Source organism: Lelliottia sp. AC1 (genome assembly GCF_023278595.1).
GTDB lineage: Bacteria > Pseudomonadota > Gammaproteobacteria > Enterobacterales > Enterobacteriaceae > Enterobacter > Enterobacter nimipressuralis.
On record NZ_CP025699.1, the window covers coordinates 3,831,398 to 3,844,803 of the forward strand.

Below are 13,406 nucleotides of genomic sequence, written 5' to 3' on the forward strand. Positions count from 1 at the left end.
CTCTCATGCTATGGTGCGTTCACCTTAACATACTGAATCTGCAAACTGTGTGCTGGTTTCTCTATCTTGTCCGAACGGCCAATAATGCACTCTACACCGGGATTACCACCGATGTAGCGCGGCGTTTCCTTGAACATCAAATGGGAAAAGGCGCCAAAGCGCTGCGGGGGAAAGGTGAACTGACGCTGGCCTTTTCGGCGCATGTCGGTGAGCGCTCACTGGCACTGAAGATGGAGTACCGCATTAAGCAGCTGACGAAGCGCCAGAAAGAGCGCCTCGTCGCCGGGGATGATTCGTTTGAGGCGCTACGCGAGAGCCTGCAAAACGCGTCGATTAAAGACGATTGAAGTGTTCGTGATACTCAACCAGACCGCTGACGCCATTGAGAGCGTCATCTGCCAGACGATGCACCTGGAAGGCGGTCTCAGTACCCGGCCAGCGGCAGTGCAGATCGTAAGGGGCGGCAGGCTCAAAACCTAAACGGCCATAGAATGACGGGTCGCCCAGCGTGACCACCGCCGCGTATCCGAACTCATTCAGAGAATCCAGCCCTTCATAGACCAGCTGGCGCGCCAGCCCCTGACCGCGATAGTTTTCGTCGACAGCCAGCGGTGCCATTCCGACCCACTGAAGATCTTCGCCCTGAACGGCGACCGGGCTAAATGCCACGTAACCCACAACCTGTCCTTCGTCATCCGTCGCAACCAGGCCGAGCGTGACCAGCCCGTCTTCACGCAGATCGTGGACCAGTCGGGCCTCGGCGTCTTCCGGGAATGACCGACGTAATAATGAATCAATGCCAGGGGCATCAATCCCAATTTCAACTCGAATCAGCATGGCTCACCTACTGAAGTGTGTTTACTTTCGGGCGGGGTTTTCAGACCCGCCTCAACGAAATCGGCCATTTGCATCAGCACCGTGCGCAGCGCCTTCGGCATCTGATCCAGCTCAATGGCATCCATTAAATTTTTGACGTACAGGCCAAGCTCGGTATCCCCTTCAATCACCAGACGACGCTGGAAGAAGAGGGTATCCGGGTCCTGCTTACGCGCGGCGATCATCAGCAGATCGCTGGCATTCGCGCTGAAACTGACATCTGCCGGGGCGGAATCACTGACCATCAGCTTGCCGTTCTCCACGGAGGTAAACCAGCACAGTCCGATGTCACGCACCTCGATGCGTAGCCAGCGCCCGTCGAGAAACGCCAGCTCACCCTCTTCCAGCGCCTGGTGGAACTGCCAGCTCAGCACCTGCTGAATCACCTGGCGTTTAAGAGCGAACGGCGTGAGTTTGACCGGCACGCTCAGCAGAGATGGACCAAATTGTACGAGGCGTGAACGCAGTTTTTCCAGCACGAGCTTTACTCCCTGATGTCGATAATCCTGTTATTTTGCCATATCCGGCAGCCATCGTAGCGGCGTAAATCAACAAACCGTATTGCGGCATGATTGATTATTGGTGTCATCAATACGCCATTAACTGCCTTAAATCAAAAATTGTCGCGTGGAGGTTAATTAAACTCCCCGTTCGTTAACAATTTTGTGCCCTCTGGGGCAGCGAACGTCAGGATAAATTATGGAGCTGCTCTGTCCAGCCGGAAACCTTCCGGCACTTAAAGCGGCCATCGAAAACGGCGCCGATGCGGTCTATATCGGGCTGAAAGATGACACCAACGCCCGCCACTTTGCTGGTCTGAACTTCACGGAGAAGAAGCTCCAGGAAGCGGTCAATTTCGTCCACCAGCACCGCCGCAAGTTACATATCGCCATCAACACCTTTGCGCATCCCGATGGCTATGTACGCTGGCAGCGCGCGGTGGATATGGCGGCACAGCTCGGGGCAGACGCGTTGATCCTAGCCGACCTCGCTATGCTGGAGTATGCCGCAGAACGCTATCCGCATATTGAGCGCCATGTCTCTGTTCAGGCCTCGGCCACCAACGAAGAGGCCGTGCGCTTTTATCATCGTCACTTTGACGTCGCCCGCGTGGTGTTGCCGCGCGTGCTGTCTATTCATCAGGTTAAGCAACTGGCGCGGGTCTCGCCAGTTCCACTGGAAGTTTTTGCGTTCGGCAGCCTGTGCATCATGGCTGAAGGCCGCTGCTATCTCTCGTCCTATCTGACCGGCGAATCACCGAACACCGTCGGGGCCTGCTCCCCTGCCCGCTTTGTGCGCTGGCAGCAGACACCACAGGGGCTGGAGTCGCGTCTGAATGACGTACTGATCGACCGCTATCAGGACGGGGAAAACGCCGGATATCCGACGCTGTGCAAAGGCCGTTATCTGGTCGACGGCGAGCGTTATCACGCCCTGGAAGAACCCACCAGCCTGAACACGCTGGAACTGCTGCCGGAACTGCTGGCGGCGAACATTGCCTCGGTGAAAATCGAAGGTCGTCAGCGCAGCCCGGCGTACGTCAGCCAGGTGGCGAAAGTGTGGCGACAGGCGATCGATCGCTGCATGGCCGATCCGCAGAATTACGCCCCACAACCGGCCTGGATGGACACCCTGGGCGCGATGTCCGAAGGCACGCAAACCACGCTTGGCGCGTATCACCGTAAATGGCAGTGAGATAATCCATGAAATATTCATTAGGACCCGTGCTCTACTACTGGTCAAAAGAGACGCTGGAAGACTTTTACCAGCAGGCGGCGGGCAGTAGCGCCGATACGATTTATCTCGGTGAGTCCGTCTGCAGCAAACGTCGTGCAACCAAAGTGGGCGACTGGCTGGATATGGCGAAAAGCCTCGCCGGCAGCGGCAAGCAGGTGGTGCTGTCGACGCTTGCGCTGGTGCAGGCCTCATCGGAGCTGGGCGAGATTAAACGCTACGTCGAGAACGGTGATTTCCTGCTGGAAGCGAGCGATCTCGGTGTAGTGAACATGTGCGCTGAACGCAATCTGCCGTTTGTCGCCGGACACGCGCTCAACTGCTATAACGCCGTGACCCTGCGCCTGCTGCTGAAACAGGGGATGACGCGCTGGTGTATGCCGGTGGAACTCTCCCGCGACTGGCTGGTCAACCTGCTGAATCAGTGTGAAGAGCTGGGCATCCGCAATCAGTTTGAAGTGGAAGTGTTGAGCTACGGGCATCTGCCGCTGGCGTATTCCGCGCGCTGCTTCACTGCCCGCTCCGAAGACCGCCCGAAAGACGAGTGCGAAACCTGCTGCATCAAGTATCCCAACGGACGCAATATGCTGTCGCAGGAGAACCAGCAGGTCTTTGTCCTTAACGGCATTCAGACCATGAGCGGCTATGTTTACAATCTCGGCAACGAGCTGACGTCGATGCAAGGCGTGGTGGATATGGTGCGCCTGTCCCCGCTGGACACTAACGTGTTTGCGATGCTGGATGCGTTTCGTGCCAACGAAAATGGCACCGCTCCCCTGCCGCTGAAGGCAAACAGCGACTGCAACGGTTACTGGAAACGTGTGGCCGGGCTGGAGCTGCAGGCCTAAATGTAGACATCTTTTAAGCTGCATGAAAGCGGCAAGTCTGGAAATCCACGGGACCATACTCAAGTCAGTGTCGGGATAAACAGATCAAGCCTACGCACAGGCAGTTTGAAGGATGAAGTGTAAAAGCTCACTTTGTTAACAACGGTTATTAATTTTTAATGCACTATTAAAAGATTCACCGTCGACAAAGTGAGCTGTTATGACTGATAAATCCATTCCTTTTTCGGTGCTCGATCTGGCGCCGATCCCAGAAGGCTCCTCGGCCCGAGAAGCTTTTTCTCACTCTCTGGATCTCGCCCGTCTCGCTGAACAGCGTGGCTATCATCGCTACTGGCTGGCGGAACATCACAACATGGTGGGCATCGCCAGCGCGGCGACCTCGGTGCTGATTGGCTATCTGGCGGCAAACACCACGACTCTTCATCTCGGCTCGGGCGGCGTAATGTTGCCGAACCACTCCCCGCTGGTGATTGCCGAACAGTTTGGCACCCTGAATACGCTCTATCCCGGGCGAATTGATTTAGGGCTTGGCCGTGCTCCAGGCAGCGATCAGCCGACTATGCGCGCGCTGCGTCGTCATATGGGCGGTGATATTGATAACTTCCCGCGCGATGTGGCGGAGCTGGTGGACTGGTTTGATGCGCGCGATCCTCATCCGCAGGTGCGCCCGGTCCCCGGGTACGGCGAGAAGATTCCCGTGTGGCTGCTCGGTTCGAGTCTGTATAGCGCACAGCTGGCGGCGCAGCTCGGCCTGCCGTTTGCGTTTGCCTCACACTTTGCCCCGGATATGCTGCATCAGGCGCTGCATCTCTATCGCACTCAGTTCAAACCGTCCGAACGGCTGGAAAAACCGCACGCGATGGTGTGTATCAACATTATCGCCGCCGACAGTAACCGCGATGCGGAATTCCTCTTTACCTCCATGCAGCAGGCGTTTGCGAAGCTGCGCCGCGGCGAGAGCGGACAGCTGCCGCCGCCGGTGGAGAATATGCATCAGCTGTGGTCAGCGTCGGAACAGTACGGTGTACAGCAGGCGCTCAGTATGTCGCTGGTGGGCGATAAAGCGAAAGTGCGTCACGGGCTGGAGGCGGTGCTACGAGAAACGCAGGCCGACGAGATTATGGTTAACGGGCAGATTTTCGATCACCAGGCGCGTTTGCACTCGTTTGATCTGGCCATGCAGGTTAAAGAAGAGTTGTTAGGATAGCGTTTGTGCCCGGTGGCGATACGCCTGCCGGGCCTGCAGATTTTTATGCCGGATAAGGCGCAGCCGCCATCCGGCAATCGTCTTACTGATACACCGGCAACACATCAAAGCTCGACAGCACGTGTACCAGCGCGTTTCCGACACCAAAGATCAGAATCAGGGCAATCATCGGCTTGCCGCCCCAGACGCGGAATTTTGGGCTGCCAAAGCGTTTACGTGATTTACGGGCCAGCAGCGCCGGAACGATCGCCGCCCAAATGGTAGCCGCTAAACCGGCATAGCCGATAGCGTACAGGAACCCGTTCGGCCACAGCAGGCCACCGACAATCGGCGGCAGGAAGGTCAGCAACGCGGTTTTGAGACGACCCAACGCGGAATCGTCAAAGCCAAACAGATCCGCCAGATAGTCAAACAGCCCCAGCGTCACCCCGAGGAACGAACTCGCCACGGCAAAGTTCGAGAACACCACCAGCAGCAGATCCAGACTGCGGCTGTTTAGTACGCCACTCAGCGCCTGCACCAGCACATCGATGTTGCCGCCCTTCTGCGCAATGCCGATGAATTCCGGACGCGGGATGTTACCCATCGTCCCCAAAAGCCAAATCACATACAGCCCCAGCGCCAGCAGCGTGCCGTAAACCAGGCAGCGAATAATGGTGCGAGGATCTTTGCCGTAATACTTCATCAGGCTCGGGACGTTACCGTGGTAGCCAAATGACGCCAGGCAGAATGGCAAGGTCATGAGCAGGTACGGCGAGTACGATGCGTGGCTTTCGGCAACGTTAAACAGCGTCGCGGGCGTGACATGACCCAGCAGGCTGCCGAAGGTCAGGAAGAAAGTGATGACTTTTGCACCGAGGACGATGGCGGTCATGCGGCTCACCGCTTTGGTGCTCATCCAGACGATAAACGCCACGGCTAGCGCAAAGATCAGACCCGCCACACGCGCCGGGACATTCAGCGACATTTCAGAAAACGTGTGGTGCAGTATCGAACCGCTCGCCGAAATGTAGGCGTAGGTCAGGATATACAGCACGAAAGCAATCGAGATGCCGTTTATCAGGTTCCAGCCTTTCCCCAGCAGGTCTTTAGTGATGGTGTCGAAGCTCGACCCGATACGGTAGTTCAGGTTCGCCTCAAGGATCATCAACCCCGAATGCAGCATGCAGAACCAGGTAAACACCAGCGCTGCCAGCGACCAGAAGAACCACGCACCGGACATGACCACCGGCAGGGAAAACATCCCTGCACCGATTATCGTCCCGCCGATAATCACCACGCCGCCGAGCAGCGAAGGTGAAGTTTGTGTGGTGGTTAGTGTCGCCATACAGCCGTTTCTCCAGTTAAACATTTTGCTACTGCATTTTAATGTGTCGCACTGTACCAGTACGATAGTACAAATGGAATAAAAAAAGCCCCGATAAAAAATATCGGGGCTGTAATGATTACTTTACGCTATCAGGCGTGTATCAGGCGTGGCAATTACGCGTCACGACGACGTGCAGTACCTTCATCGCGACGTGGGCCGCGGTTTTCGCGACGCTCACCGCTGAAGCGACCTGCACCGGCTGGTGCTGCGCCATCACGACGAGGACCACGACCGCCTTCACGACGCTCACCGCCACCGAAACGACGCTCGCCCGCAGGACGATCACCTTCACGGCGAGGACCACGATCAGGACGCGGCTGGGCATCGCCCATCAGCTGCATGTTCATCGGTTTGTTCAGGATGCGGGTGCGAGTAAAGTGCTGCAGAACTTCGCCCGGCATGCCTTTTGGCAGTTCGATCGTAGAGTGCGTACCGAACAGCTTGATGTTACCGATGTAACGGCTGCTGATGTCGCCTTCGTTCGCGATAGCGCCAACGATATGACGAACTTCAACACCATCATCACGGCCAACTTCAATGCGGTACAGTTCCATATCGCCTGCGTCACGACGCTCACGACGTGGACGGTCTTCACCGCTACGCTCTGGACGGTCGCCACGTGGACCACGGTCATTACGATCGTTACCGCGACGCTCGAAACGCTCATCGCGCTCACGGAATTCACGCTTAGGACGCATCGGTGCATCAGGTGGCACGATCAGAGCACGTTCGCCCTGCGCCATTTTCAGCAGCGCTGCAGCCAGAGTTTCGATGTCCAGCTCTTCGCCTTCCACAGTCGGCTGGATTTGCGCCAGCAGAGCGCGGTACTGATCCAGATCGCTGCTTTCCAGCTGCTGCTGTACTTTCGCGGCGAATTTTTCCAGGCGGCGTTTGCCCAGCAGGTCTGCGTTTGGCAGTTCTGCTTCTGGAATGGTCAGCTTCATGGTGCGTTCGATGTTACGCAGCAGACGACGCTCGCGGTTCTCAACGAACAGCAGAGCACGGCCAGCACGACCCGCACGACCGGTACGACCGATACGGTGAACGTAAGACTCGGAGTCCATAGGGATGTCGTAGTTCACAACCAGGCTGATACGTTCTACGTCCAGACCACGTGCTGCCACGTCGGTTGCAATCAGGATATCCAGACGACCGTCTTTCAGACGCTCCAGAGTCTGCTCACGCAGGGACTGGTTCATGTCGCCGTTCAGCGCTGCGCTGTTATAGCCGCTACGTTCCAGGGCTTCAGCCACTTCCAGGGTCGCGTTTTTGGTACGAACGAAGATAATCGCCGCATCAAAATCTTCTGCTTCCAGGAAACGCACCAGCGCTTCGTTTTTACGCATACCGTATACAGACCAGTAGCTCTGGCTGATGTCCGGGCGAGTGGTTACGCTGGACTGGATACGCACTTCCTGCGGATCTTTCATGAAGCGACGAGTAATACGACGGATCGCTTCTGGCATCGTTGCAGAGAACAGAGCGGTCTGATGACCCTCTGGGATCTGCGCCATAATGGTTTCTACGTCTTCGATGAAGCCCATGCGCAGCATTTCGTCAGCTTCATCCAGAACCAGACCGCTCAGTTTAGAGAGATCCAGAGTACCGCGTTTCAGGTGATCCAGCAGACGGCCAGGTGTACCGACAACAATCTGTGGACCCTGACGCAGGGCGCGTAACTGCACGTCATAACGCTGGCCGCCGTAAAGGGCTACCACGTTCACGCCGCGCATGTGTTTAGAGAATTCAGTCATCGCTTCCGCTACCTGAACAGCCAGTTCACGGGTCGGAGCGAGTACGAGGATCTGCGGTGCACGCAGTTCCGGATCAATGTTGTGCAGCAGTGGCAGCGAGAACGCTGCGGTTTTACCGCTACCAGTCTGGGCCATGCCCAGCACGTCACGACCAGAGAGCAGATGCGGGATGCATTCAGCCTGGATCGGAGATGGTTTTTCGTAACCCAGATCGTTAAGGGCTTCAAGGATAGTGGCCTTCAGGCCCAGATCTGCAAAAGTGGTTTCGAATTCAGCCATGTAGTACAAGTGCCTCGATATTAATGGCGGCCAGTCTACATAACTCGTCGTGAAAATGATTAGCAATTTTCATTGAAAAGTGTGAACCGGCTCAAAGTAGGTGTATTGACGAACAACAACGCCCTCACCAGTTAAGGTGATGGCAATCAAAAAATGATTACGGGCTGATGTGGTGACGTCAGCTATTGCTGGTCCGATTCTGCCAGGTCGTCTTGCTCCTGGCCCAAGAGCGATAATTCCAACAATGCATAACGGTGCTCAACGAAGTTGTGGACGTTGTTAGCAACCGCTAATTTGAACAGTGCCGTAGCGCTGTCCATATCCCCCAGACTTAGGTAGTACTTACCTAAATAGAAGTTGGTTTCACTGAGATGCTCAGCGAGCGAGGTGTTATCCGTTGCGTCCGCCTTGAGCCTATCCATCAGCGTTGCTTCGCTAATGTTGCCCAGGTAGAACTCGACAATGTTCCATCCCCATTGTTCCTTGTCCGATTTCTCGAAGCGTTGTTTTAACGCCTCTTTCGCCTGCTTCTCATTGAGCTTCTGCTCAACGATATAAAGCCACAGGACGCGGAAAGGATCATTAGGATCGTCTTGATAAAACGCCAGCAGATCATCTTGCGCTAACTTGTCACGACCGCCGTAATACAATGCGATACCGCGATTCAAGTGCGCGTAGTTGTAAGTTGGATCAAGCTCAAGTACAGAATCAAACGCTTCATAGGCAGCATCAAAATTGCCTGCCTGCGTTAAATATATACCTAAGTAATTGAATACTTCAGGCATATCAGGTCGGATTGCCAGCGCTTGTGAAAAATCATTTCGCGCTAGTGCCCTCAGACCGAGACTATCATACAACACTCCGCGCTCATATAAAAGCTGTGCGCGTTCATCATCGGTTAAAGCCCGACTGGCAAGAATTTGTTCCATGCGTGCCAGAATCACTTCCTGCTGCAAAGTCGGTTGCAATGGCACTGCGAGGACTTCGCTCTTACGCCAGGCAGAGTTGCTGCATCCTGCCAGCGTTAAAGCTGTCGCAACGAAACACCAGCGCAAAAAAGGCTTCATTTCCCACTCCCGAAGACAACTATTGGATGAACGTCCTGTCCCCCGGCTGCTAACAAGGCGTCCTGCCTGATAATACGCCCCCCGCCGAAGCGGAGGGCAAATGCAACCTTACTCGCCTTGTTCTGCGGCCGGGGCTTCCGGCGCGGCAGCAGGCTGAGACTGCTCGGTCGCTTCTTTAATGCTCAGACGGATACGGCCCTGGCGGTCAACTTCCAGAACTTTAACCGGGACTTCCTGGTTCATCTGCAGGTAGTCGGTCACTTTCTCAACGCGCTTGTCAGCGATCTGAGAGATGTGAACCAGACCTTCTTTACCGCCACCAATGGCAACGAACGCGCCAAAGTCAACGATACGGGTCACTTTACCATTGTAGATGCGACCCACTTCGATTTCTGCAGTGATCTCTTCGATACGACGAATCGCGAATTTCGCTTTTTCGCCATCGGTCGCTGCGATCTTCACAGTACCGTCATCTTCGATTTCGATAGTGGTGCCGGTCTCTTCAGTCAGAGCACGGATAACAGAACCGCCTTTACCGATCACGTCTTTGATCTTGTCTGGGCTGATCTTAATGGTGTGGATACGCGGTGCGAACTGAGAAATGTCGCCGCGTGGCGCGTTGATCGCCTGCTCCATCACGCCCAGGATGTGCAGACGCGCACCTTTAGCCTGGTTCAGTGCAACCTGCATGATCTCTTTGGTGATACCTTCAATTTTGATATCCATCTGCAGTGCAGAGATACCTTCGCGGGAACCCGCTACTTTGAAGTCCATATCGCCCAGGTGATCTTCGTCGCCCAGAATGTCAGACAGAACAACAAAGTTGTCGCCTTCTTTCACCAGGCCCATTGCGATACCCGCAACAGCAGCTTTGATTGGCACGCCCGCATCCATCAGGGCCAGGGAAGCGCCACACACGGAAGCCATGGAAGAAGAACCGTTAGATTCGGTGATTTCAGAAACCACACGAACGGTGTACGGGAATTTGTCAGCTTCCGGCATAACTGCCAGCACGCCGCGCTTCGCCAGACGACCGTGACCAATTTCACGACGCTTAGGCGAGCCAACCATACCGGTTTCACCTACGGAGTACGGAGGGAAGTTATAGTGGAACAGGAAGCTGTCAGTGCGCTCGCCCATCAGTTCGTCGATGTTCTGTGCGTCACGTGCAGTACCCAGCGTTGCGGTTACCAGCGCCTGAGTTTCGCCACGGGTGAACAGTGCGGAACCGTGAGTACGTGGCAGAACGCCAGTACGCACATCCAGACCACGGATCATGTCTTTTTCGCGGCCATCGATACGCGGTTCGCCAGCCAGAACGCGGCTACGTACAGCATTTTTCTCGATAGCGTGCAGGATTTCGCTCAGCTCGTTCGCGTCCAGGGATTCATCTTCTGCAACCAGCGTAGCGATGGTTTCAGATTTGATGACATCAATCTGCGCGTAACGCTCTTGTTTGTCAGTGATGCGGTATGCATCGCTCAGACGCGCTTCTGCCAGGGCTGCAACGCGCGCGTTCAGCGCTTCGTTAACGGCTTCTGGCTGCCAGTCCCAACGTGGTTTACCGGCTTCTTTCACCAGATCGTTGATGTTCTGGATAACAATCTGCTGCTGCTCGTGGCCAAATACCACGGCGCCCAGCATCTGGTCTTCGCTCAGCAGTTCTGCTTCGGATTCAACCATCAGTACGGCAGCTTCGGTACCGGCAACAACCAGATCCAGCTTACTTTCTTTCAGCTCATCCTGAGTCGGGTTCAGTACGTACTGGTCGTTGATATAACCAACGCGAGCAGAACCGATAGGACCGTTGAATGGGATGCCTGACAGGGACAGTGCAGCGGATGCACCGATCATCGCCACGATGTCCGGGTTAACCTGTGGGTTAACGGAAACAACGGTCGCGATAACCTGAACTTCGTTTACGAAGCCTTCCGGGAACAGCGGACGAACCGGGCGGTCAATCAGACGCGCAATCAGGGTTTCGCCTTCGCTTGGACGGCCTTCACGACGGAAGAAGCCACCCGGGATTTTACCAGCAGCGTAAGTACGCTCCTGATAGTTAACGGTCAGAGGGAAGAAGTCCTGACCTGGTTTTGCTTTTTTCTGGCCTACAACGGTCACGAATACAGCGGTGTCATCCATGCTTACCATAACGGCAGCAGTAGCCTGACGTGCCATCATGCCGGTTTCCAGCGTGACGGTATGCTGACCATACTGGAATTTACGAACGATCGGATTCAGCAAAATTCTGTCCTTTCTTAATGAATGACAGCACACCTTCGGTGTGCTGTCGATTTAACCCGACCTTCTTCGCATCCTCGCGACTAATGACAACCGACACCCCCATGGGTGAAGCCTCTCATTAGCCGCGCGAACCTCTGCAATGAAGATCATTTATAGCAACAATACAATAGTTTCCAGTGAATTGCTGCCGTCTGGTTGAAAAAAGGGGCCATTAGGCCCCTTTTTCTGAAACTCGCAAGACTTAGCGACGCAGACCCAGACGCTCGATCAGCGCGGTGTAGCGTGCAACATCTTTACGTTTCAGGTAGTCGAGCAGTTTACGACGCTGAGAAACCATACGCAGCAGACCACGACGGCTGTGGTGATCTTTTTTGTGCTCTGCAAAGTGACCCTGCAGGTGGTTAATCTGTGCAGTCAGCAGGGCAACCTGAACTTCGGTAGAACCGCTGTCGTTAGTACCACGACCGAACTCGGAAACGATTTTAGCTTTAGCTTCAACGCTTAGAGACATGATGAACTCCAAAAAATAAAGAATGAAAGGGTGCCGATCTCTAATTCAGCAACCCCAGTTTACGCCGCGCAGATTGTTAAACAATTTGCCCGACGTTAAGCGGCGATATTCTACCCGTCTCCCCTGCTTATCGCAAGGCAAGTAAATCGCTTAGAGGGGATATTCAACAACCAGGCGACGCGGTGCTACGCGGCCTTCGTCATCGATTTCACCCATTCCGATAAACTTGTTTTCTTCGCCTTCGGTAACGCGGACCAGCCCAGTATGCGGGGTATCTGTCGTGCGAACCGGATTGCCGTTTTTAAAGTAAACGGATGAAGTCAGGGGCAAATTCACAATCGGGAAATCAGCAGCCGGGCTGTCCATCGGCATCAGCAGCGGGTCAAGCAAATCGGCCGGGGAGATCCCCTGCTCTTCTGCCTGATCGACCAGCGCGCGAAGATGCTCAAGCGTCACCATACGTTCAACCGGATATTTACTGACCGCAAGACGACGCAGGTAAATCACATGCGCGCCGCAGCCCAGTTTTTCACCCAGATCGTCAATGATGGTGCGAATGTACGTGCCTTTCGAGCAGTGAACTTCCAGCTCCAGCTCGTCACCTTCGTGGCGAATGAACAGCAGTTCGTAGACGGTGATCGGGCGCGCTTCACGCGGGACTTCAATCCCCTGGCGGGCATATTCGTAGAGCTTTTTGCCCTGATACTTCAGTGCCGAATACATGGACGGCACCTGCAGAGTATCGCCACGGAAGCTTTCCAGCGCGGCCTGAAGCTGCTCGGCACTGAAGGTCACCGGACGCTCTTCGACAACCTGACCGTCTGCGTCGGAGGTGTCCGTACGCTGACCAAGTTTCGCGATCACGCGATAGCGCTTATCAGAATCGAGCAGGTACTGGGAAAACTTGGTTGCTTCGCCCAGACAGACAGGCAGCATGCCTGTCGCCAGTGGGTCCAGCGCACCGGTATGCCCGGCGCGGTTAGCGTTATAAAGACGCTTCACTTTTTGCAGCACGTCATTGCTGGATGCGCCCTGAGGTTTATCCAGCAGCAGCACGCCGTGCACGTCGCGGCCGCGACGACGAGGACGACTCATCAGTCCTCCTTGCTGTCGTCCGGGTTCACACGACGTTCATCGTCATGTTTAACCACGCTGGTCACCAGGTTGGACATCCGCATACCTTCTACCAGCGAGTTATCGTAGAAGAAAGTCAGCTCCGGCACGATACGCAGACGCATCGCTTTACCGAGCAGAGAGCGGATAAAACCAGAGGCTTCCTGCAATGCTTTAATGCCATTCTTAACAGCGGCTTCGTCTTTGTCGTTCAGGAACGTGACGAACACTTTGGCATAGGCCAGATCACGGGACATCTCAACGCCCGAAACAGTGGTCATCATACCCACGCGTGGGTCTTTGATTTCGCGTTGCAGGATGAGTGCGATCTCTTTCTGCATCTCCTGAGCCACGCGCTGTGGGCGACCAAATTCTTTCGCCATAATAAATTCTCCAGACAAAAA

The 13,406-nt window shown here is 55.1% G+C and carries 14 protein-coding genes; 4 read left to right on the forward strand and 10 right to left on the reverse strand.

The features are described 5' to 3' along the window. Positions 1–5: 5 nt before the first annotated feature. Complete coding sequence (locus tag C0560_RS18150; RefSeq protein WP_248859219.1) at positions 6–347, forward strand: GIY-YIG nuclease family protein; 342 nt, start codon at positions 6–8, stop codon at positions 345–347. Here the strand turns inward: C0560_RS18150 and C0560_RS18155 are convergent. After that, positions 334–837 carry a GNAT family N-acetyltransferase gene (locus C0560_RS18155; RefSeq protein ID WP_248859220.1) on the reverse strand — a complete coding sequence of 168 codons (504 nt, stop codon included), beginning with the start codon at positions 835–837 and terminating at the stop codon, positions 334–336. The two genes, C0560_RS18150 and C0560_RS18155, sit on opposite strands and share 14 nt — an antisense overlap. Beyond that, entirely contained in the window at positions 831–1,355 is a 525-nt protein-coding gene (locus C0560_RS18160) for an SCP2 domain-containing protein (RefSeq protein ID WP_248859221.1), read from the reverse strand. Before C0560_RS18160 ends, C0560_RS18155 begins: the two co-directional genes overlap by 7 nt. 220 nt (positions 1,356–1,575) lie before the next feature. On the opposite strand from C0560_RS18160, the gene C0560_RS18165 reads away from it, so the two are divergent. The 3 genes from C0560_RS18165 to C0560_RS18175 all read left to right on the forward strand — a co-directional run bounded on the left by C0560_RS18165 (position 1,576) and on the right by C0560_RS18175 (position 4,665). Next, on the forward strand, positions 1,576–2,571 hold the full coding sequence (locus tag C0560_RS18165) for a peptidase U32 family protein (RefSeq protein WP_100778763.1): 996 nt from the start codon (positions 1,576–1,578) through the stop codon (positions 2,569–2,571). An 8-nt stretch (positions 2,572–2,579) separates the two neighbouring features. Next, positions 2,580–3,458: a U32 family peptidase gene (locus tag C0560_RS18170; RefSeq protein ID WP_248859222.1), complete on the forward strand. Its 879-nt coding sequence runs from the start codon at positions 2,580–2,582 to the stop codon at positions 3,456–3,458. A 199-nt stretch (positions 3,459–3,657) separates the two neighbouring features. Further along, the gene (locus C0560_RS18175; protein WP_100778761.1) at positions 3,658–4,665 is read left to right on the forward strand and encodes a luciferase-like monooxygenase; all 1,008 of its coding nucleotides are present in this window, start codon (positions 3,658–3,660) and stop codon (positions 4,663–4,665) included. A gap of 82 nt (positions 4,666–4,747) precedes the next feature. Here C0560_RS18175 and mtr read toward each other — a convergent pair whose 3' ends face one another. The 8 genes from mtr to rbfA form a co-directional block, all read right to left on the reverse strand. Then, positions 4,748–5,992 carry a tryptophan permease gene (mtr, locus tag C0560_RS18180; RefSeq protein ID WP_129035379.1) on the reverse strand — a complete coding sequence of 415 codons (1,245 nt, stop codon included), beginning with the start codon at positions 5,990–5,992 and terminating at the stop codon, positions 4,748–4,750. Positions 5,993–6,147: 155 nt separating this feature from the next. Next, positions 6,148–8,067 (reverse strand): DEAD/DEAH family ATP-dependent RNA helicase, encoded by a 1,920-nt coding sequence (locus C0560_RS18185; protein WP_100778759.1) that lies wholly within the window; start codon positions 8,065–8,067, stop codon positions 6,148–6,150. After that, positions 8,060–8,140, reverse strand: coding sequence for a protein YrbN (yrbN, locus tag C0560_RS18190; protein ID WP_097919743.1), 81 nt, complete (start codon positions 8,138–8,140; stop codon positions 8,060–8,062). Before yrbN ends, C0560_RS18185 begins: the two co-directional genes overlap by 8 nt. Before the next feature lie 109 nt (positions 8,141–8,249). Beyond that, complete coding sequence (gene nlpI, locus C0560_RS18195; protein ID WP_100778758.1) at positions 8,250–9,134, reverse strand: lipoprotein NlpI; 885 nt, start codon at positions 9,132–9,134, stop codon at positions 8,250–8,252. A 108-nt stretch (positions 9,135–9,242) separates the two neighbouring features. Beyond that, positions 9,243–11,378: a polyribonucleotide nucleotidyltransferase gene (pnp, locus tag C0560_RS18200; RefSeq protein WP_095283551.1), complete on the reverse strand. Its 2,136-nt coding sequence runs from the start codon at positions 11,376–11,378 to the stop codon at positions 9,243–9,245. A 241-nt stretch (positions 11,379–11,619) separates the two neighbouring features. Continuing rightward, positions 11,620–11,889: a 30S ribosomal protein S15 gene (gene rpsO, locus C0560_RS18205; RefSeq protein ID WP_003861789.1), complete on the reverse strand. Its 270-nt coding sequence runs from the start codon at positions 11,887–11,889 to the stop codon at positions 11,620–11,622. 150 nt (positions 11,890–12,039) lie between these two features. After that, positions 12,040–12,984, reverse strand: a complete 945-nt coding sequence (gene truB, locus C0560_RS18210) for a tRNA pseudouridine(55) synthase TruB (protein WP_248859223.1) — start codon at positions 12,982–12,984, stop codon at positions 12,040–12,042. Continuing rightward, positions 12,984–13,385, reverse strand: coding sequence for a 30S ribosome-binding factor RbfA (gene rbfA, locus C0560_RS18215; protein ID WP_100778756.1), 402 nt, complete (start codon positions 13,383–13,385; stop codon positions 12,984–12,986). Before rbfA ends, truB begins: the two co-directional genes overlap by 1 nt. Between the last annotated feature and the right edge of the window lie 21 nt (positions 13,386–13,406).

Bases quoted from the DNA above. Each gene is read 5' to 3' on its own strand.
- C0560_RS18150 (WP_248859219.1), top strand. From the start codon at position 6: ATGCTATGGTGCGTTCACCTTAACATACTGAATCTGCAAACTGTGTGC.
- C0560_RS18155 (WP_248859220.1), bottom strand. From the start codon at position 837: ATGCTGATTCGAGTTGAAATTGGGATTGATGCCCCTGGCATTGATTCA.
- C0560_RS18165 (WP_100778763.1), top strand. From the start codon at position 1,576: ATGGAGCTGCTCTGTCCAGCCGGAAACCTTCCGGCACTTAAAGCGGCC.
- C0560_RS18170 (WP_248859222.1), top strand. From the start codon at position 2,580: ATGAAATATTCATTAGGACCCGTGCTCTACTACTGGTCAAAAGAGACG.
- C0560_RS18175 (WP_100778761.1), top strand. From the start codon at position 3,658: ATGACTGATAAATCCATTCCTTTTTCGGTGCTCGATCTGGCGCCGATC.
- mtr (WP_129035379.1), bottom strand. From the start codon at position 5,992: ATGGCGACACTAACCACCACACAAACTTCACCTTCGCTGCTCGGCGGC.
- C0560_RS18185 (WP_100778759.1), bottom strand. From the start codon at position 8,067: ATGGCTGAATTCGAAACCACTTTTGCAGATCTGGGCCTGAAGGCCACT.
- yrbN (WP_097919743.1), bottom strand. From the start codon at position 8,140: ATGAAAATTGCTAATCATTTTCACGACGAGTTATGTAGACTGGCCGCC.
- nlpI (WP_100778758.1), bottom strand. From the start codon at position 9,134: ATGAAGCCTTTTTTGCGCTGGTGTTTCGTTGCGACAGCTTTAACGCTG.
- rpsO (WP_003861789.1), bottom strand. From the start codon at position 11,889: ATGTCTCTAAGCGTTGAAGCTAAAGCTAAAATCGTTTCCGAGTTCGGT.
- truB (WP_248859223.1), bottom strand. From the start codon at position 12,984: ATGAGTCGTCCTCGTCGTCGCGGCCGCGACGTGCACGGCGTGCTGCTG.
- rbfA (WP_100778756.1), bottom strand. From the start codon at position 13,385: ATGGCGAAAGAATTTGGTCGCCCACAGCGCGTGGCTCAGGAGATGCAG.